General features: G+C 73.9%; 2 protein-coding genes (1 of these 2 running past the window's edge). Both read left to right on the top strand.

Annotated elements, in window-relative coordinates; genetic code table 11:
• Positions 1-372: 372 nt before the first annotated feature.
• The gene (locus tag ACZ6AA_RS09445; protein ID WP_471457182.1) at positions 373-15,084 is read left to right on the top strand and encodes an SDR family NAD(P)-dependent oxidoreductase; all 14,712 of its coding nucleotides are present in this window, start codon (positions 373-375) and stop codon (positions 15,082-15,084) included.
• A protein-coding gene (locus tag ACZ6AA_RS09440) for an amino acid adenylation domain-containing protein (RefSeq protein WP_471457180.1) crosses the window boundary here: on the top strand, positions 15,081-20,849 show its beginning. Its footprint extends 16,833 nt past the window's final position; the window shows 5,769 of its 22,602 coding nt (coding positions 1-5,769); its start codon is at positions 15,081-15,083; its stop codon lies beyond the right edge, outside the window. The genes ACZ6AA_RS09445 and ACZ6AA_RS09440 overlap by 4 nt, the downstream gene beginning before the upstream one ends.

Below are 20,849 nucleotides of genomic sequence, written 5' to 3'. Positions count from 1 at the left end.
AACTCATGGTCGAACAAGGGCTACTCTAAGCTCCCGGCGCACTCGGCGTGACACCGACGGGGGGTCACGTGCGCTGGGGTATATTTCGAGCCACTGTAACGACCGACTGGTGCTGCCGTCTCCGCAGCTCGTACCCACTCGATCCCGGATCCACCGTGAATTCCGGACAAGTGGGAACAGGAGTGGTGGGCCGGGTGCGGCAATCGGCGCTTGACGTTCCGCCCATTCCTACCTCAATGTGGCGGGCAGTCGTCGGTGCGTGAAGTGGGCGACAGTTCGACGGTGATGAAGCGCCGGTGCACGGGGGACGGGGCGTACGTACACATGGTTCAGCAGCACGATGATGTCATTCGTCACGCCCGTCTCTCGGATATGCCCAGGCTTCTCGAACTCGAGGAGTTGTGCTGGCCCGCGCCGTTGCGGATCTCCGAAGAAGTCATCCGGCAGCGGCTTTTCTCGCATCCGGTCGGCCAGTTCGTCGTCGAGGCCGACGGTGCCGTCCAGGCCGTCGTCTACTCCCAGCGCATCGAGAGTCCGGAGGGCCTCTACGCCGTTTCGTTCGACACCGCCGATCGGCTGCACCGCCCCGAGGGTCCGGTCGCCCATGTCCTTTCCCTGAACGTCGATCCATCGAAGCAGAGCTTCCGTTTCGGCGACACGCTGCTGGAACATCTACTGACATGGGCCGAGGAGCAGGTCGGCGTGCGGACCGCGGTGGGGGTGACCCGGTGCCGTGACTTCCGGCGGCATCCCGGGTTCGAGCCCGCAGAGTACGTCCGCGCGACCAACGCGCAGGGGCGCTGCCTGGACACGGTGCTGCGCATGCACCAGCTCCACGGCGCGGAGATCAAGGGCCTTGTCCCGGGATATCGGCCCGGTGATCTGGCCAATGCGGGAAACGGCGTGCTCGTCGTCTACGATCTGCCGGACCGTCAGATACGTATGGGTCTCCTGACGAGTACGGAGGAAACCTCCGTGTCCGTCGCCATTCCTTCCGCGGAGCAACTCTCCGTGGAAATCCGGGATTTCTTCGACGAGATACTCGGGGGTGACTACGAGGGAATCGAGCACCCCCTTGAAAGCCCGCTGTTCGAGCTGGGATTCGATTCAGCGGGCCTTTTGGATCTTCAGGAAAAGATCGAATCCGGCTATGGCATTTCCCTCGCGCCCCTCTTCTTCTTCGAGCACAACACCGGCACGCAGATCATTTCCCACCTGGCTGGTCTCAGTGGGGTCGAGGCGGGCGAAACCAGCCAAGCACCGGACGTCCCACCGGCCCCCGAGGCCACCCCCGACGCCGAGACCCCGCACGGCTCCGACGCCTCCCGCGACGCGGCCACCGACCGCGACGTGGCCATCATCGGCATGGCATGCCGCCTGCCCGGCGGCATCGAGGACCGCACCGGCCTGTGGCGGCTGCTCGCGTCCGGCGGCAGCGCGATCGGATCACTGCCGGAAGGCCGCTGGCAGTGGCCCGACGGCACCGGACCCGACACCCACCCCGGCATCGACCGCGGCGGATTCGTCACCGACGCCGGGGCGTTCGAGGCGGCCCTGTTCCGCGTCACGCCGTACGAGGCGCGCCACATGGACCCGCAGCAGCGCTGGCTCCTGGAGCTGACCTGGGCCTGCCTGGAGGACGCCGGATACTCGGCGAGCGCCGTCGCGGGCAGCAGGACCGGCGTCTTCGTCGGCGCCAGCGGCTCGGACTACCAGCGGCTCATGGACACCCGGAAGTTGCCCGTGCGGGCCCACAGCGGCCTCGCGACCTCCATGGCCGTCATCGCCAACCGCGTCTCGTACTTCTACGACCTGCGCGGACCGAGCGTGCAGTTGGACACGGCGTGCTCCAGCTCGCTGGTGGCCGTGCACTCGGCGCTGCGCGCGCTGCGGGCGGGGGACTGCGACACGGCCCTGGTCGGCGGCGTCAACGTGCTCTGCCACCCGGCCAACACCCTCGCCTACCACCAGGCGGGCATGCTGGCGCCCGACGGCCTGTGCAAGACGTTCGACGCCGCGGCCGACGGCTACGTCCGCTCCGAGGGCGGCGTCGTCCTGCTCCTGAAGCCGCTCGCTGCCGCGCTCGCCGACGGCGACCCGGTGCACGCCGTCCTCAAGGGCAGCGCCACCAACCACGGCGGCCAGGCGGGCGGCCTGACCGTGCCCAGCGCCGCCCTGCAGGCGAGCCTCGTCGAGGCGGCTCTCGCCGACGCGGGCGTGAGCGCGCGCGACATCGGCTACGTCGAGGCGCACGGCACCGGCACCGCGCTGGGCGACCCCATCGAAGTCCAAGGGCTCACCAAGGCGTTCGCCGACAGCGACGCGACCTGCGCCCTGGGCTCGGTGAAGACGAACCTGGGCCACCTGGAAGCCGCCGCGGGCATCACCGGAGTCCTGAAGACCGTCCTGGCCCTCCAGCACCGGCAACTGCCCGCCACGCTGCACTACGCACGCCCCAACCCGCACATCGACCTGGACGCCTCGCCGTTCTCCGTGGTGACCGGGCTGTCCGACTGGGACCTCGACGGGCGCCCCGCCCGGCTCGCGGGGATCAGCAGCTTCGGGTCCGGGGGCAGCAACGCCCACGTGATCGTCGGTGAGTTCGCCGGAGCCGGAGCCGGAGCCGGAGCCGGTGTCGGTGTCGTGTCGGGGTCGAGGTCGGGGTCGGATGACGGGGGCCGCCGTCCGGCCGCCACCGGTGCGGACGCGGCCGGGGCGGCGCGCCCGATGGTCGTCCTGTCGGCCCGCAGCGAGCCCCAACTGGTGCGTCAGGCCCAGAGGTTGCTCGACCACCTGCGCCGGGAGCGGCCCGGCGACGCCGACCTGCGGGACATCGCGTACACCACGCAGGTCGGCCGGGAGGAACTGCCCGAGCGGCTGGGGCTGTTGCCGACGGGCGTCGACTCGCTCGCCGAGCTGCTCGAAGCGTTCGTGGCGGGCGAGAGCCGCCCGGCGGACGTGGTGCGCGGACGGGTCCGGCGGGACGCCGTGCCGGACGTCGCCGCCGACGCCGCGCCGGTGGACGCGCTGGCCGGGTGGGTGCGCGGGGCTCGGATCGACTGGCGGGACCGCTACGCGGGCGGTCCGGCGCCGCGACGGATCGCGCTGCCCACGCATGCCTTCGACCGGGATCACTACTGGATCGACGATGACGCGGCCGGTGGCCGGTCGCGGGACGGGGCGGAGTCGGGTCCGGCCGGTGCGGCGCCGGGGTCGGCAGGGGTGGAGCCGGGCCTGGCGGGTGCGGCGCCGGGGTCGGCAGATGTGGAGCCGGGGCCGTCCGGTGCGGCACCCGTGCCCCAGCACCCCTTGCTCCAGCGTGCGACGACGCCGGACGCCGACGGCGCGACCTGCTTCGCGTCCACCCTCGGCGCCGATGACCACTTCCTGCGCGACCACCGGGTCACGGGCGAACCCGTGCTGCCCGCCGTCGCCTCCCTGGAGATGGCGCGCGAAGCCGTCAGCCGGGTGCTGCCCGCTGCCGATGACGCGGACGGGCCGGAGAACGCCCAGGTGCTGCGGCTGGAGAACGTGGTCTGGTCGCGGCCCGTCGTCGTACGCGACGGGGCACGGACCGTGCGGACGGTCGTGACGGAAGAGGCGGACGGCTCCGTCGCCTTCGAGATCCGCGCCGACGGCGCCGACGGAACGGCCGAGGCGGCCGACGGAACGGCCGACGTCGTCCACGCACGCGGTGCGGCGTCGCGCCACCGGACCACCGTGCCCCGGCCCCTCGACCTCGACGCCCTCACGTCCCGCACGGACGCGGCGGTCGACATCGACGACTTCTACGCAACGCTCCGCACGACCGGCCTCGACTACGGCCCCGCGCACCGGGCGCTCCGCGGCATCCGGCTCGGTGACGGCGAGGTCCTCGCCGAGCTCGCCGTGCCGGACGACGTGGCGGACACCCTCGACGACTACGTCCTGCACCCCAGCGTGCTCGACGGCGCGCTCCAGGCGGCGTTCGCGCCCGAGCTCCACACGGCCGAACAGGGCGGTGTCGCCCTCCCGTTCGCCCTCGACCGCATCGACGTCCACGGGGCCACCCCGCGCTCCGCCCACGCGTGGATCCGTGCGGTGCCGAGCGCCTCGCGTCACGTACAGCGGTGGGACCTCGACCTCTGCGACGCACAGGGAAGGATCTTCGCGCAGCTGCGCGGCTACTCCATGCGGAAGACCACGGAGCCCGCCGAGACGGGGGCCACGCACGACGTGACGCTGTTCCGACCCGTGTGGCGCGAGACCGCCGCCGGGGACGCGGTGGTGGCAGCGGCGGGTCGCGAGACTGCCCACACGGCGCGGCTCGTGCTCGCCTGCGGGTTCGACGACCGGCTCGACGCGCTGCGTGAGCTGCTCCCGGACGTGACCGTCCTGGAGGCCGTCGAGGGAACTGCCGTCGAGGGAACTGCCGCCGAGGGGACCGCCGCCCCGGTCGCCGACTCCGTGGCCGCGCACGCGGTCGAGCTGCTGCGGGCCGTGCGGGGGCTCCTGCTCGGCAAGCCGTCGGGGCCGGTCCTGCTGCAGGTCCTCACGCACACCGACGGCGAACAGGCCCTCCACCAGGCCCTGTCCGGCCTCCTTCGGACCGCACGCCTGGAGCACCCTGCCCTCGTCGGACAGCTCGTCGCGGTGCCCGCCGACGCGTCCACGGCGCACCTCGCCGATGTCCTGGAGGCGGAGAGCCGCCGTCCGGGCGATCAGCGGATCAGCCACGACGGCGAGGCCCGCAGGGTGCTCGGCTGGGAGGAGCTGGACGAGAGCGCCCCCCTGCCCCCGGCGGCGCCCGTGCCGTGGCGGGCCGACGGCGTCTACCTCGTCACCGGCGGCGTCGGCGGCCTGGGCCGGATCTTCGCCCGGGACATCGCCCGCCGGGCCCCCGGAGCCGTGCTGTGCCTCACCGGCCGGTCCCCGCTGAGCCCGGCGATCGAGGCGGAGCTGGCCGCCCTGCGTGCCGCCGGTGCGCGACCCGAGTACCACGTCCTGGACGTCACGGACCCCGCCGCCACCGCGCGCCTGGTCACCGAACTGACGCGACGTCACAAGGCGTTGCACGGCGTGCTGCACGCGGCGGGCGTGCTCCACGACAACTTCCTCCAGCGCAAGTCCGTCGCCGAGTTCCGCCGTGTCCTCGCCCCCAAGATCGACGGCTGCCGTGCCCTGGACGAGGCCACCCAGGACGTCGACCTGGACCTCTTCGTGCTGTTCTCGTCCCTGATGGGCGCTACGGGCAACGTGGGCCAGGGCGACTACGCCGTGGCCAACGCCTTCCTCGACGAGTTCGCCCGACAGCGCGCCGCCCGCGTGGCCGCCGGTGAGCGCGGCGGGCGCACGCTGTCCGTCGCGTGGCCGCTGTGGCACAGCGGCGGCATGGGTGCGGACGAGGCCACGCGGCGGACCCTGCGGCTGCGGGGCGGGCTGCTGCCGATGGCCACGGAGGCCGGGCTCGACGCGTTCCGTCGCGCGCTGGCGTCCGACGAGCCGCACGTGGTCGTGTGGGCCGGGGACCAGGCGGCGGGGCGGACGCTCCTGGACGGGGAGGCCGCGCGGGCGCAGGACGTCGCGGCCGAGCAGTCGCCCGACCTGGCGGACGAGGGCGCGCTGCGCGCACGGACGCTCGGGTTCCTCAAGGAGGAGCTGTACCGCCTCACCCAGCTCCCGCCGGGCGAGATCGACGACGGCGAACCCCTCGGCTCGTACGGCATGGACTCGATCCTCGCGACCGAGCTGACGGCCGGCCTTGAGAAGACATTCGGGTCGCTGCCGAAGACGCTGATGTTCGAGTACCACACCCTCGACGAGCTCGGCGGCTACTTCCTCGACGACCACCGGCCGGTCCTGGAGCGGCTGTTCGGGGACGTCGTCCCGGAGCGAATACCCGCGGCGGCGGCACGGCCGACGCGCGCGAACGCCGTCGAACCCGTCCGCGACACCTCCGAGGCGGCGCAAGGTGACGACGTCGCCCCGGTCGAGGACACCGCCCTGGACATCGCCGTCATCGGCCTGTCCGGCCGCTACCCCGAAGCGCGCGACGTACGGGAGTTCTGGGACAACCTGCGCGCCGGACGCGACTGCGTCGTCGAGATCCCCGAGGACCGCTGGGACTGGCGGGAGCACTACGAGCAGGACCGCTCCGTGCCCGGGCGGCACTACAGCAAGTGGGGCGGCTTCATCGCCGAGGTGGACCGCTTCGACCCGCTGTTCTTCAACATCGCGCCGCACGAGGCCGACTACCTCGACCCGCAGGAGCGGCTGTTCCTGGAGCACGCCTGGACGGCGATGGAGGACGCCGGATACACCCGCGAGCGGCTCGGGCGCGCCACGGGCGGGCGCGGCGCCGGGCAGGTCGGCGTGTACGCCGGGGTGATGTGGGGGCAGTACCAGCTGCTGTTCCCCGGGGAGGGCGCGGGCCGCGGCAACCCCCATGCCCTCGGCAGCAGTTACGCGAGCGTGGCGAACCGTGTCTCCTTCGTCCTGAACCTGCACGGCCCCAGCATGACCGTGGACACCATGTGCTCGAGCTCGCTCACCGCCGTGGAGCTGGCCTGCCGCGACCTGCGCCGCGGCCGCACGGAGCTGGCCTTCGCGGGCGGCGTCAACGTGACCGTCCACCCGAACAAGTACCTGGGCCTCAGCGCCGGCCAGTTCATCTCCGGCAAGGGCCACTGCGAGAGCTTCGGCGTCGGCGGCGACGGCTACATCCCGGGTGAGGGCGTCGGCGTCGTCCTGCTCAAGCCGCTGCGCGACGCCGAACGCGACGGCGACCACATCTACGGCGTCATCAAGGGCAGCGGCGTCTCCCACGGCGGTCGCACCAACGGCTACACCGTGCCCAACCCACGCGCCCAACAGGCCGCGATCCAGGAGGCGTTGAGCGAGTCCGGCGTCGACCCCAGGGCCATCGGCTACATCGAGGCGCACGGCACCGGCACGAAGCTCGGCGATCCCATCGAGATCACGGGCCTGAGCCAGGCCTTCGCCGCCGCGGGTTCCGCCGCGGGCTCGGTCGCGGGTTCCGTCGCGGGCGGTAACGGCACGAGCGGTACGGGGGCCTCCGGCCATGACCCGCGCTGCTACGTCGGCTCGGCGAAGTCCAACATCGGCCACTGCGAGAGCGCCGCGGGCATCGCCGGGCTCACCAAGGTCCTCCTCCAGCTCCAGCACGGGCAGATCGCGCCCTCGCTGCACTCGTCGACGCTCAACCCGAACATCGACTTCTCCCGCACCCCGTTCGTCGTCAACCAGGAACTGCGCGACTGGGAGCGGCCCGTCGTCGACGGCCGCCCGCACCCCCGCGTCGCCGGAGTCTCCTCGTTCGGCGCGGGCGGCGCGAACGCCCACCTCGTCGTCGCCGAGCACGTCGACCGCCGCCCGGCCCCGACCGAGGGCACCCCGCAGCTGTTCCCGCTCTCCGCGAAGGACGACGAGCGGCTGCACGCCTACGCCAGGGAACTGCTGAGCTACGCCCGGGAACAGGAAGCGGCCGCCGACGTGACCCCGGCCGACCTCGCGTACACGCTGCAGACCGGGCGTGAGGCCATGGACGAGCGGCTCGGCGTCGTCGCCGACTCCTTCGCCGCGCTCGCCGAGAAGCTGGAGCGCCTGCTGGCGGGCGACGCCTCGATCGAGGGCGTCTGCCGGGGCAACGCCAAGCGGGACCGGAAGGCGCTTGCCGTCGTCCCCGCCGAGGAACTCGCCGAGACCGTCGCCACGCTGGCGCGGCGCGGCAAGCTGACGGAGCTGCTCGAACTGTGGGCGCGCGGCGCCGCACCCGACTGGCAGGCCCTGCACGCGGCGGCGGTCACCGCGCCGCGCAGGATCAGCGCGCCCACCTACCCGTTCGCACGGGAACGGCACTGGGTACCGGCGGCCGCGCCGACAGCGGCGCAGGCCGAGCCAGTGGTGCGGGCGGCCCCCGCCGCCACGGTCACGGCGGCCGACGCCGTGCCGCGCGGCACCCTCTTCCTGACCAAGCAGTGGCGCCAGGCCCCGGCCGCCGCCGAGGGGCCCCGGCCCACCGGCACCCTCCTCCTGCACGACCGCGCCACCCGACGGCTCGCCGAGGCGATCGCCGACCTTGCCGTCGACGCCACGCTCGTGGACGTGGCCGATCCGGCGGCGGACCGGCTCATCGCCCGGCGTGCCGCGTCCTGCTCGGCCCTGATCGACCTCACCGGCCTGGGCGACGCCGCGGCGTCCGGCGGGATCGACCGGATCACGGAACACAGCGCCGCCGGTCGTGCCCTCGCACTGCTGCGGCAGGTGCTCGACGTCAAGGCGACGCGGGACGTGCGGGTGCTGTTCGTGACGCAGGGTCTGGAGGGACCCGTCGGTCTGGAGGCTTCCGTCGGTCTGGAGGCTTCCGTCGGTCTGGGGGGACCCGTCGGTCTGGAGGGGCCCGTCGGCCTGGCGGCCTCCCAAGGCGTGCGGGCCTCCGCAGGCCGGACGGCCGCCGGGACCGGTGCTCCTCTCGCGGGCCGCGTCCCGCTCACCGGCGCCGCCCGCGCCGCCCTCTACCGGCTGCTCCAGAGCGAGTACCGGCACCTCCGCTCCTGCCACCTGGACCTCGACCCCGCCGTCCGCGACACCGCCGACCTCGCCGCCGCCGTCCACCGGGAACTCCTGGACACCGGAGGCGCCCCGGAGGTCTGCCACCGCGACGGCACCCGGCTCACGCCCGTCCTCGCCGAGCCCTCGACCGGCACGGCCGGGCGCGGTCGGCCCGCGCGGGCCACCCAGGCCGCCCCGGCCCCCTTCGCCGCCGACGAGGTGCTGCTCGTGACCGGCGGCACCCGCGGCATCGGCCTGCGGTGCGCCCAGCACTTCGTCGACCGTCACGGCGTACGACGTCTCGTCCTGACGGGCCGTGAGGCCCTGCCGCCGCGCCACCTGTGGGCGGACCCCGACGCCTGCCCGCCCCCGGTGCGGGCGAAGACCGACGCGGTCGCCGCGCTGGAGGCCCAGGGCGTCGAGGTGCGCGTGCTCGCGCTGCCGCTGGACGACGCCGACGCGGTGGCCGCGGCCGTCGCGACCGTCGAGTCGACGCTCGGGCCGATCGCGGGCGTGCTGCACGCGGCGGGACTCGTCGACACGGAGAACCCGGCGTTCGTCCGCAAGCCCCTGTCCGGCATCTCCCGGGTCGTCTCACCGAAGATCGACGGCACCGTGAACCTGCTCACGGCCCTGGACGCCCGCACGCTGCGCTTCGCCGTCCTGTTCTCCTCGGTCTCCGCGGCCCTGCCGACACTCGGCGCCGGACAGAGCGACTACGCCATGGGCAACGCCTTCATGGACTACTTCGCCCGGGCGCACGCCCGCGAACTGCCCGTCACCAGTGTTCAGTGGCCGAGCTGGCGGGACACCGGCTTCGGCGAGGTCACGAACAAGGCGTACACCGACACCGGCCTGCTCAGCATCACCGACTCCGAGGGACTCGCCCTGCTCGACGAGGTCCTCGCCGCCCCGCGCGGCCCCGTGGTCATGCCGGTCCGCGTCGACCCGGACCGCTTCGACGCGGCCGCGCTGCTCGACGTACGTCCCACGGCCCCCGCTCCGGACGCCCGTCCCGCCGACCCCGCGCCCCGGGCGCGTACCACCGAACCCGCCCCTGCGGCCCAGCAGGACGCCACACCCGGGAGCGGCACCCTCGCCGCCCGCCTCACCGCCTTCCTCGGCACCACCTTCAGCGGCGAACTCGGCCTCAAGCCGGGCCAGTTGGACGATGACACCTCGTACGCGGACTACGGCGCCGACTCCATCCTGCTCGCCCAGATCCTGCAGCGGATCCGGCGGCGCCTCGACATACCGCTGGACCCGTCGGTGCTCCTTGAGTACCCGACGCTGAGCGAGCTGGTGGCCTGGCTCCTCGACACGTATCCGGACGAGATCGGCGCGCAGTTCGCCTCCGCATCGGAGCAGGAGCAGGAGCAGGAGCAGGAGCCGGAGCTGAAGCAGGCGACGCAGTCGGAGCCGACGACGGAGCCGGGCCCCGCAGACCGCACCGGTGGCCGTCGCGGTGCCGCCGTCGCCGTGATCGGCATGGCCTGCCGCCTGCCCGGCGCTCCCGACCTGGACGCCTACTGGGAGCTGCTGTCCCAGGGGCGCAGTGCCGTGCGCGAGATACCCGCCGAGCGCTGGGGGCGGGCGACGGGCTTCCGCGCCGGTCTCGTCGACGACGTGTACGGCTTCGACGCCGGGCACTTCCTGCTGCACGCCGAGGACGTCCGCGCCATGGACCCGCAGGCCCTGGTCCTCCTGGAGGAGAGCCTGAAGGCCGTGCACCACGCGGGCTACCGGACGGCGGACCTCGACGGCACCCGTACCGGCGTGTACGTGGGGGCCCGCAGCCGCCCGGCGGCCGACGGGGAACTGGTGGGCGCGGCCCGCAACCCGATCATGACGGTGGGGCAGAACTACCTGGCGGCCAACGTCTCCCAGTTCTTCAACTGGCACGGCCCCGCCATGGTCATGGACACCGCCTGCTCGTCCGCGCTGACGGCGCTGAAGGTCGCCACCGACGCGCTCGCCGCCGGATCGGTCGACCTTGCCCTGGTCGCCGGCGTCAGCCTGCTCGCCGACCCCGAGGCGCACGAGCTGTTCCGGCGCCGGGGACTGCTGCGCGAGGACGGGGAGTTCCACATCTTCGACCGGCGCGCGGGCGGCGTCGTCCTCGGCGAGGGCGCGGGCGTGGCCCTGCTCAAGCCGCTGGCCGACGCCGAGCGCGACGGCGACACGGTGTACGCGGTCGTCGAGGGCGTCGCCCTCAACAACGACGGCCGCACGGCCGGACCCGCGACCCCCAACCTCGCCGCCCAGAAGCGGGTGATGCAGGAGGCGCTGCGGCAGGCCGGATGCGCACCGCACCAGGTCGGCCACCTGGACGTCAACGGCTCCGGATCGGAACTCACCGACCTGCTGGAGCTCAAGGCCGTCGCCGCGGTGTACGGGGCCGAGCGGGCCGAGCCGCTGCGCCTCGGTTCGATGAAGCCCAACATCGGGCACCCGCTGTGCGCCGAGGGCATCGCCGCGTTCCTCAAGGTGGCGCTCATGGTGCACCACCAGCGGACGGTGCCGTTCCGCTCGGGTGCGCAGCCCATGGAGCACTTCACCCTCGACCCCGCCGTGCTGTCCCTGCCCCGGCGGGCCGAGCCGGTCGACCTGGAGTACGCGGCGGTGAGCAGCTTCGCCGACGGCGGCACGAACGGACACGTCGTCCTGCGCCGACCCGCGGCGCCCCCGGCGGGTGCGGAACGTCGTGGTCCGGTGCCGCTGCCGGAGCTCGACCGGCGTGACGTGCGTACGGGCGTTCCTGTGGTCGGCTCCGGCGGCCCCGTCGTCCGTACCGGCGATCCCGTCCGTACCGACGCACCCGTCGGCGCCTCGGAGCCGCGCGTGTGGACGCGGCGCCTGGACGCCCGCGACGCCGTCGTGGACGGCCACCGCGTCTACGGCCTCCGCCTGCTGCCAGGACTCGCCTGGATCGACCTCCTGTACGGCTGCTGCGCCGACCTCGCACCGGACGCGCCCGCCACCGGGCTCACCCTGCGCGACCTGTCCATCTACCGGCCGTTGGCCGTGGCCGCCGACAGCGCTGTGGACCTTCGCGTCGAGGCGCGGCCCACGGCCACGGGCTCCTGGCGGCTCACGGTCACCGACGCGGTACGCGGCGACGACCAGGGCGCCGAGCCGTACGTGACGGCCGAGGTGCACCGGACGGACGACGGCGCGCGCTTCGGCGCGACGGTTCCCGCCGACGTCCTCGACGCCCTCGGCACGCCGCACTTCGCCGACGGGAGCGGCACGCGCGACCTCGGGGAGATCTACCGCGACTTCCGCTCCCGGGAACTCGTCCACACGGGCGAGATGAAGGCCGCCGGCGCGGTGCACACCACGCCCGACGCGATCTGGGTGCGCGTGGCCGTCGACGGGGCCACCGCCCCGGCCGAGGCGCCGGAGCACCTCTTCCACCCGGCGCTGATCGACGGCAGCGCGGTGGCCGCGAGCGCCGTGGCCCTCGGCGGCGAGCCGCGCCTGTTCCTGCCCCTGCACTACGCGTCGTTCCGGGCCGCGCAGACCCTCGGCCGGGCCTGCTACACGCGGGTGGCGCGTGCCGGGATCACGCGCGGCGGTGAACTGCTCACCTTCGGGATGGAGTTCTTCGATGTACGCGGACGACAGATCGGCGAGCTGACAGGGCTCACGACCAAGGCCGTGCGCGATGCCGGGCACATCGATCCGGCGCGGGCCGCCGATCCCGCGCGGGCCGCAACGCCGCAGCCCGTGGCCGCGTCCGGTGCCGAGGCGGTGTCCGTGGCCGCGCCCGCCGACGGGATCGAGGCGCTCGTACGTGCCGTGGTCGCCGGTCCGCTGGGCCTGCCCGCCGACCAGGTCGACGCGGGCGCGAGCTACTACGCGCTGGGCCTCGACTCCGCTTCGCTGCTGCGGATCGCGGCGGAGCTGGGGGAGCGGCTCGGCACGAAGCTGTCGCCGACGGTGATGTTCGAGCACGCCACGGTGACGGATCTCGCCGCGCATCTGGCCCGCGAGCACGCGTCCGCGGCGGCCGAAGTGCCCGTGGCGTCTGAGGTGTCCGAGGCGCACCGCGCACCCGACGCACCCGCGCGGCCGGACACCCCGCCCCCCGCCCCCGCCGGACCCTCCGGCGACATCGCCGTCGTCGGCCTCGGCGGCCGCTACCCCAAGGCGCCCGGCATCGCCGAGTTCTGGGAGAACCTGAAGGCCGGGCGCGACTGCGTCGGCGAGGTGCCGGAGAGCCGCTGGCCGCGTGACACCTTCGCGGGCGAGCGCACCCCGTCCGGACGGGAGATGTCCGCCTGGGGCGGCTTCCTCGACGACCCGGACTGCTTCGACGCGGAGTTCTTCGACGTCCCCGAGGGCGAGGCAGCTCACCTCGACCCGCAGGAGCGGCTGTTCCTCGAGGTGTGCTGGGAGGCGGTCGAGGACGCCGGGTACACGCCCGCGGGTCTGTCCGGGGCCGAGGGATCCGGGCCGCGGCGGACCGTCGGAGTCTTTGCCGGAGTCATGCACAAGGACTACGTCCTGGTCCAGCACGACGCGGCGGGCGGCGACGGAGCGTCCGTGCCGCTGGCCCTGAACGCCGCGGCCGTCGCCAACCGCGTCTCCCACTTCTGCGACTTCCGCGGCCCGTCCCTCGCGGTCGACACCGTGTGCGCGTCGTCGCTGAGCGCCGTGCACCTGGCGGTGGAGAGCCTGCGGCGCGGCGAGTGCGACGCGGCCCTCGCGGGCGGCGTGAACCTTTCGCTGCACCCGGCCAAGTACCGCACGTACGGCACGCTCGACCTGCTGGCGAGCGACGCGCCCGCGCGTTCCTTCGGCGCGGGCGGCGACGGGTACGTATCGGCGGAGGGCGTCGGCGCCGTCGTCCTGAAGCCGTTGGAGCGGGCCCTGGCCGACGGCGACGCCGTGTACGCCGTCATCAAGGGCACCGCGGTCAACCACTCCGGGCGCACCCCCGGCATCCGGGTGCCGTCCGTCGCCGCGCAGGCGGAACTGATCGAGGGCTGCCTGGAGCGGGCCGGGGTCGACCCGGCGACGATCGGCTACGTCGAGGCGCACGGTACCGGCACCGAGATCGGTGACCTGATCGAGGTCCAGGCGCTGCGCCGGGTGTTCGAGCAGCACACGGACGCCACCGGGTTCTGCGCCCTCGGCTCGGTCAAGTCGGCCATCGGGCACGCCGAGGCGGCCGCCGGGATCAGCGGGCTCACCAAGGCGGTCCTGCAACTGCACCACCGGACACTGGCACCGCTGGTGGGCGACGGGACCGCCAACCCGTACCTCGATCTCGACGACTCGCCGTTCCGCCTCCAGACGGAGCTCCAGGAGTGGACGGGCGACGCCGTCCGCCCCGGCGCGCCCCGCCGTGCCGCAGTGAGCGCGTTCGGCGCCACCGGCACCAACGCCCACATCGTCCTGGAGGAGGCACCGGCAGCGGCGGACCAGGCCCTGCGCGACGGTGCGACGGGACCCGTGCTCGTACCGCTGTCGGCGACGGACGGCGAACGGCTGCGCGCCTACGCCGAGAAGCTGCTGCGCTTCCTGGAGACCAAGGAGGGCGCGGCGCTCGCCCCGGCCGCCCTGGCCCGCACCCTGCAGACCGGACGGGTCGCCCTGGCCGAGCGCGCGGTGATCCTCGCGCACGACCTGGACGACGTCCGGGAGGGCCTTCAGGCGCTGGCCGACGGCACCGGCACGGCCGACGCCGGGGTGCGGGTGTGGCGCGGCCGGGTGGCCGAGCGGCCCCTGGAGGCACGGCTCCTGGACGAGGACGACGTACGCGCCGACCTCGTCGCCCGCTGGGTGGCGCGGGGCAAGTGGGACAAGGTCGCGGAGCTGTGGCTCGGCGGCTATGCGGTCGACTGGGACGGCACGCACGGCACGCACGGCACGGCGGTGCCGCGGCGCGTACATCTGCCCACGTACCCCTTCGCCAGGCGGCGGCACTGGGTGACGGCGTCGCCCGAGCGGGGTGCCGGATCGTCGAGCCGCCCGCCCGCGGCCGGGGGCACGCGCGCCACGGCTGAGCGGCCCGCCACGGGGAAGGCGCCCGCCACGGAGGCGACGTCCGACGCGGTGCGGTGGCGCTTCGTTCCGGACGGCGCCGAGCCGCCCGCGACCGCCCACCGGGGCGACCTCCCCGCCGAGGAGAAGGCCCGCGGCTACCTGCGTCAGCTCGTCGCCGCCCGCGTGGGACGGCCCGCGGGGGAGATCGGGCCGCACGCGGGCCTGATCGAGATCGGCCTGACCTCGCTCGGCGCCGTGGGGCTCACCCGCGACCTGGCGGCGACGGTCGCGCCCGGGTTCGTGCCCAGCGCGCTGTTCGAGTACGGCACCGTGGCCGATCTCGCGGCGCACCTGGCCGACCGCTGGCCCGCGGGCCTCGCGCGGCTGGTCGCGACGCGCTCCGAAGCGCCCGCGCCCGCCGCCCCGCAGGCCGACCCCGCCGAACCCGCCGTCTTGGACGTGCTGGAGCTGCTGCGCACCGGCGCCCTGCACCTCGACGACGCCATCGCGCTCCTCGACGAAGAGAGTTACGAGAAGTGAAGCACGAGCTCAGCGCCCTCATCGCGGACTACCGGGCGGGCAAGGTCGACGCCCGGGAGGTCGGCGACCTCCTGCGCGAACTGCGCGCCCAGGCGCAGGAGTCGCACCCGCAGGACGCGCCGGGGCCGACGGCCACCGAGGAGCGCACGGATCCTCCCTCCGGTGAGCGAACCGTTCCTGCTTCCGGTGAGCACGCCTACCCCCTCTCCGAGGGTCAGCGCGGTCTCTGGGCGCTCCAGCGGGCGTACCCGGACCTGGCCGCGTACAACGTGCCGCTGTGCTTCCGCGTCTCCGGCCTGGACGTGGCGGCCTTCGAGGCGGCCTGCCGGGCGCTGCTCGTGCGGCACCCCGTGCTCAGCACCGTGATCCGTCAGGAGGCGGACGCGCCGTCGCAGTCCGTCGACCCGCGCCGCACACTGGACTTCGCCCGCGTGGACCTCACGGGCACTGCCGACGAGGGCGAGGCTCTGGCAGTCGTCGAGCGCGCGGGCAAGCGGGTGTTCACGCTGGGCGGGGCGTCCGGGCGGGACGGCGAAGTACTGTTCCGCGTCCGTGTCTTCGACCGCCCGGCGGGCGAGTCGCTCGTCCTGCTCGTCGTCCACCACATCGTCTTCGACGGCACCTCGGCCGCCCTCCTGATGAGCACGCTCTTCGAGGAGTACGAGGCGCTGCTCGGCGCCGCCACCGGGGACCGTCCGACGAGCGCACCGCAGCCCCAGGACGCCGCGGGCTTCCACGACTTCGTGGCCGCGGAGCAGCGCACCCTCGCCGACCGCGCCGCCGCACGGCTGCCGTACTGGCGAGGCCGCCTCGCCGCGCCCCTGCCCGTCCTCGAGCTGCCCGCCGACCGCCCCCACACGGCCCTCGCCGACCGCTTCGCCGGGAAGACCCTCGTGACCGAGGTGCCCGCCGAACTGGCCGCGCGCATCGCCGAGTTCGCCTCCGGACGGCGCGCCTTCGCGTCGACGGCGATGCTCACCGCGTACGCGGCCACCCTCGCCACGTACTCCGACACCGAGGAACTCGTCGTCGGGATGCCCGTGAACGAGCGCGACGGCGAGGCCTTCGCCCGGACCATGGGCCTGATGATCAACATGGTGCCGGTGCGCGTCGCGCTCCCCGCCGACGAGCCCTTCGACCGGCTCGTCACCCGCGCCCAGGGGTATGTCTCCGACGACCTCCTGCACAGCCATCCCTTCCCTGCGCTGGTGCGGGAGTTGGCGCAGGACACCCCGGCCGGACGCTCCCCGGTGTTCCAGACGGCGTTCGTCTACCAGGACGTCCTCGACGGCCTCACCGCACCCGACCGGCCCTACCGCCTCGTCGAGGAACTGCACCAGGAGGGCGAGTACGAGCTGTCGTTGGAGGTGTGGCGCAGAGGCGCGGGCTACGCGCTGTACTGGAAGTACCAGCCCGAGCTGTACGGCCGCGCCTTCGTCGAGGGGCTGGCCGCGCGCTTCGTGCGCGTCCTGACCGCCGTCTGCGAAGCCCCGCACACCACCCTGGCCGAACTGCGCCGGACGGAAGGCGAGTTGTGCGTGCACGACCTCGTCGGGGAGGCCGCGCGCCGCACCCCGGACGCGGTCGCCGTGGCCGGGCAGGAGGAGGTCCTCACGTACGAGGCGCTCGGCGCCCGCAGCGACGCCCTCGCCGCACTTCTCGTGAACCGTGGTGTGCGGCGCGGAGACCTGGTCGCGGTGCTGCTCGACCGGTCCGTCGAGATGGTCGTGACGCTGCTCGGCGTCCTCAAGGCGGGCGCGGCCTACGTACCGCTCGACCCGGAGCTGCCCGCCGCCCGGCTCACCGACATCGTGACGGACAGCCGCACCCCGCTGATCGTGACCCGGGCCCGGCACCGGGCCCGCGCCCGCGACCTGGCGGCCGCGCCCGGCGACGGCCCCGCGCCCGCCCTGCTGGTCCTCGACGAGGAGCGCGCCGCCCTCGAGGCGGCAGCCGACTCCGGCCCGGTCGCCGTCCCCGTGACCGGCGACGACCTGGCGTACGTCATCTACACCTCCGGCAGCACCGGCCGCCCCAAGGGCGTGATGATCCCGCACCGGGGCTTCACCAACCTCCTCGGCTCACTGCGGCGCGAGCCCGGTCTGGACGCGGCGGACACCCTCTTCGCCGTCACCACCATCAGCTTCGACATGGCGCAGGTCGAACTGTTCCTGCCGCTGGTGTGCGGGGCCCGCGTCTACGTCTGCGACAGCCCGACGATCAAGGACGTCGACCGGCTCAAGGAGCGCGTCGGGCGGGTGCGCCCCACGGTGATGCAGGCGACCCCGGCGACATGGAGCATGCTGTTCCACTCGGGCTGGCGCAACCCCGAGGGGCTGCGGGTCCTCTGCGGCGGCGAGGCGCTGCCCCGCACCCTCAAGGAGTTCTTCCACGACACCGGGACCGAGGCCTGGAACCTGTACGGGCCCACGGAGACGACCGTGTACTCCACGGGCGGACCGGTCAGGCACGACCGGCCGACCACCATCGGCAGGCCCGTCGCGCACACCCAGGTCCACATCCTCGACGAACACCTGCGCCCGGTGCCCCACGGCGGGACCGGTGAGCTGTGCATCGCCGGAAAGGGCCTGGCGAAGGGCTACGTCAACCGGCCCGACCTGACCGCGGAGAAGTTCGTCGACCACGAGCTGGTCCCCGGCGGCAAGCTCTACCGCACCGGCGACCTCGCCCGCTGGACCGACGACGGCGAGATCGACTACCTGGGCCGCAAGGACTTCCAGGTGAAGATCCGCGGCTACCGCATCGAACTCGGCGACATCGACTACCACTTGGGCCTGCACGAGGACGTCGCCGAGTGCGCCGTCGTCGCGCGCGGCGAGGACGGCGCCAAGCAACTCGTCGCCTACTACGTGCCGCGCGAGCGGGGGGCCGGGAGCCCCGAGGCGTTCAAGGACCATCTGCGGGCGCTGCTGCCCGCCTACATGGTCCCGGACTTCTTCGTGCCGCTCGCCGCCGTTCCGCTGACCGGGAGCGGCAAGGTGGACCGGACCGAGCTGATGCGGCGGGAGGTGTCGGCGGCCGACGCCGCGGCCGCGGCGCCGCGTGCCTCGACGGCGACGAAGCCCCGTACCTCCATGAGCGGCGCGCAGCCGCGCACCTCGACGCCCGCGCAGGCGTCCCGTGACGTCGAACGGGAGGTTCTCGCCTGCTGGCAGGAGGTCCTGAAGGTACGGGACCTGACGCCGGGCGTGTCCTTCTTCGAGTCCGGTGGCAACTCGCTGTCCGCCGTCGTGCTCGCCGACCTGATCGGCCGCCGCCTGGGCGTGCCGTTCGCGGCCGCGGACCTGTTCAAGTACGCGACGGTGCGGGACGTCGCCGCGTATGTGCGGGGACAGCAGCCCGACGCGGACGCGGATCTGGGCCTGGACCTGGACGAGGCCGTTGCCGTGGGTCAGGCCGACGACGTGGCCGCCGACGAAGAGACCGCGCCGGAGCCCGAGGCCGCGCCCGTACCCGACGACGCCGTCGCCGTCGTCGGCATCTCCTGCCGCTTCCCCGGCGCCCGCGACCACTGGGAGTTCTGGGAGAACCTCAAGCGGGGCCACGAGTCCGCCGGACGCTGGAGCGAGGCGGAACTGCGCGCGGCGGGCGTGCCCGAACACGTCCTGCGCGACCCCGACTTCGTACCGCTGCGCTCCGGGCTCGACGGCAAGGACGAGTTCGACGGCGCGTTCTTCCGGCTGTCCCCGCAGCACGTCGAGCTGATGGACCCGCAGTTCCGTCAGGTCCTGCTGCACGCCTGGAAGGCCGTCGAGGACGCGGGCCGCGACCACCGCTCGATACCCGGCACCGGCGTGTACGTCTCCACCGGCAACCACCACTACGGCGCGCCCGACGACTCCGGTGAGATGCCCGCCGCCGTGATCGAGGACCCCCGGAAATACCTGTCGTGGGTGATGAGCCAGAGCGGCACCGTCGCCTCGATGGTGTCGTACCAGCTCGGCTTCGGCGGGCCCAGCATGTCCGTGCACTCCAACTGCTCGTCCTCGCTGAGCGCCCTCGCCCTCGCGGCCCGGGCCGTGCAGTCGGGCGAGACGGACTTCGCACTGGTGGCGGCGGCCTCGGCGAACAGCGTCGACGGCCTCGGCTACGTCCATCAGGCGGGCCTCAACCTCTCGGGGGACGGCCGGGTCAAGGCGTTCGACGCGGACGCCGACGGCATGGCGGGCGGCGAGGGCGTGGTGGCGCTGCTGATCCGGCGCGCGGCCGACGCCGTCGCCGACGGCGACCACATCTACGGGCTGCTGCGCGGCATCGCCACGAACAACGACGGCGGCGACGCCACCGGCTTCTACAGCCCCAGCGTCAACGGCCAGACCCGCCTGGTCCGACAGGTCCTCGACCGCACCGGCGTCGACCCGCGCACCATCGGCTACGTCGAGGCCCACGGCACCGGCACCAAGCTCGGCGACCCCGTCGAGGTCGCCGCCCTCACCGAGGCCTACCGCGCCTTCACCGACGACACCGGCTACTGCGGCATCGGCTCGGTGAAGACCAACCTCGGCCACCTCGACACCGCGGCCGGACTCGCGGGCTGCGTCAAGGTGCTCCTGAGTCTCTACCACGGGCAGCTCCCGCCGACGCTGCACTACCGCACGCCGAACCCCCAACTCCGCCTGGAGGAATCGCCGTTCCACGTCGTGGACCGACTGCGGGACTGGCCCGGGGACGCCGGGCCGCGGCGTGCCGCGCAGAGCTCCATCGGTCTGGGCGGGAGCAACGCCCACGCCGTCTTCGAGGAGTACGTCCCGTCCCGTGCGGCGCAGGACCGGCCGGAGGAGGAGCGTGCGCCGCAGCTCGTGCCGCTCTCCGCCCGCACGCGCGACGACCTCGTCCGCGCCGCCGCCGAACTGCGACGGCAACTGACCGGCCCCCGCGCCGCCGCGCTGCGCCTCGACGACGTCGCCCACACCCTGCGCACGGGCCGCGTCGCCATGGCCTGCCGGGTGGCCTTCGTGGTCCGGGACCTCGGTCAACTCGCCGCCGAGTTGGCCGAGTTCACCGATGGCCCCGACAGTGGCGACACCGCGCGTCGCTTCAGCGGCCCCGCCGCGGGCTGCGCCACGGGCGACGGCGACACCGCGCGCAAGCGCGCCGCGCAGCTCGCCCGCAAGCTCGCCGACGGCAAGCTGAAGAAGGCCGCGAAGGCCTGGGCGCGCGGCGCCGAGGCCGACTGGAGCATGCTTCCCGGGCAGCGGTCCGCCCGACGCGTGAGCCTGCCGGGGTACGCCTTCGCACCCGTGTCCCACCCGTATCCGGAACGCCGGTCACGCACCGGCGCCACCGCCGGGAGCCGCGCGGAGGCGCCCCCCGCGCCGCTGCCGTCCGGAACCCCGGGCGCCCCCGCGCACCCGCTGCTGCACGAGAACGTGTCGCGGCTCGACGGTCAGCGCCACCGCTCGTCCTTCACCGGCGATGAGTACGTCCTGCGTGACCACGTCGTCGACGGCAGGAAGCTGCTGCCCGCCGTCGCCAGCCTCGAGATGGCCTGCGCGGCCGTCCGGCAGGCCCTGCCCGAGGCGACCGGGCGGCGCACCGTCCTGAAGAACGTGACCTGGGCGCGCCCCGTCGTCGTCGGCGACGGCGGCCGACAGGTGGAGTTCACGCTCACCCGCGAGCGCGCCGCGACCCACCCCGGAGCGCTGGGCTTCGCCCTCCTCGCCGACGGCGACCGGCTCTGCGTCCAGGGCCGCGCGACCACCGAGGCCGCCGCGCCGCCGCCCTCCGTCGACCTCGGCCGGCTC

The organism is Streptomyces sp. NPDC040610 (genome assembly GCF_055594065.1).
This window is presented reverse-complemented; position numbering and strand designations above follow the sequence as displayed.